Here is a 1,302-nt window from a genome sequence, read left to right on the forward strand (position 1 = left end):
TGTCCCGTGACGGGTCTGTTGGAGGCTTTCATTCCACGGAAGGATGAGAGTCATGGGAGCACCGAGGAAGTACCCGGATGAGTTGCGTGAGCGCGCCACCCGGATGGCGGTGGAGGCCCGACGGGACCCAGCGACGAAGGCCGGGGCGCTGGCGCGGATCGGGCAGCAGCTGGGGATCAACCCGGAGACGCTGCGGAACTGGGTCAGACAGGCCGAGGTCGACGAGGGATACCGGCCGGGCACCACCACTGATGACGCCCAGCGGCTGGCCGAGCTCGAAAGAGAAGTTCGGGAGCTCCGCAGGGCCAACGCCATCCTGCGGTCGGCCTCGGCTTTCTTCGCGGCGGAGCTCGACCGCCCACACCACAGGTAGTGGCCTACATCGACGCCCACAAGGGCGAGTACGGGGTCGAGCCGATCTGCAAGGTTCTGCAGGTCGCCCCGAGCACCTATTACGCCGCCAAGACCCGCCCGCCCTCAGCGCGATCGGTCAGCGACGCGGCCACGACCGCGGTCATCGCCAAGGTGCATGCGGAGAACTACGGGGTGTACGGGGTCACCAAGGTCCACGCCGAGCTGCGCCGGAACGGCCATCAGGTGGCCAGGTGCACGGTGCACCGGCTCATGAGGGCGGCGGGTCTGCGTGGGGTCATTCGGGCCAAGGGCCCGCGCACCACGGTGGCCGGCACCGGACCGGAGACCCGCCCGGACCTGGTGGAACGATCTTTCACCGCCGCCGCCCCGGACCGGCTGTGGGTCGCCGACATCACGTATTGCAGAACGTTCGCCGGCTGGGTATACGCCGCCTTCGTCATTGACGTGTTCTCCCGGCGGGTGGTGGGGTGGCAGCTGTCGACCTCCCTGCGCACGGACCTGGCTCTGGACGCCCTCGAGATGGGGTTGTGGACCCGATCCCATGACGGCCATGACACCAGCGGGGTCGTGCATCATTCGGATAAGGGCGTTCAGTATGTCGCGGTGCGCTACACCCAGCGCCTGGCCGAGGCGGGGGCGGTGGCCTCGGTGGGATCCACTGGCGATTCGTACGACAACGCCCTCGCTGAGGCGTTCAACTCGCTGTTCAAGGCCGAGCTGATTCGCAACAAGGGCCCCTGGAAGTCGATCGAGGACCTGGAGATCGCGGTGGCCGAGTACGTCGACTGGTTCAATTACCGGCGCCTGCACGGAGAGATCGGGCTCGTGCCCCCGACCGAGTTCGAGGACGCCTACTATCGTCACCACACCGCCCCGGCGACCGCCGGAGCGGCACTATCAAGCCTCCACTGAACCCGTCACGGGACA

At 67.5% G+C, this 1,302-nt stretch carries 1 protein-coding gene and 1 other annotated feature; the gene reads left to right on the forward strand.

Features of this window, described 5'->3' with window-relative positions; genetic code table 11:
- Positions 1-52: 52 nt before the first annotated feature.
- Positions 53-1,287 (forward strand): IS3 family transposase gene (locus tag RF640_RS18800; RefSeq protein ID WP_368828657.1). Its coding sequence is split into 2 segments (ribosomal slippage): positions 53-332 and positions 332-1,287, totalling 1,236 coding nucleotides; the frame shifts between segments, so codons are not numbered across the junction.
- Positions 331-444, forward strand: a sequence feature (AL1L pseudoknot). (Overlaps the previous gene by 114 nt.)
- Positions 1,288-1,302: the final 15 nt, after the last annotated feature.

The organism is Kocuria sp. CPCC 205231, assembly GCF_040980965.1.
GTDB lineage: Bacteria > Actinomycetota > Actinomycetes > Actinomycetales > Micrococcaceae > Kocuria > Kocuria rosea.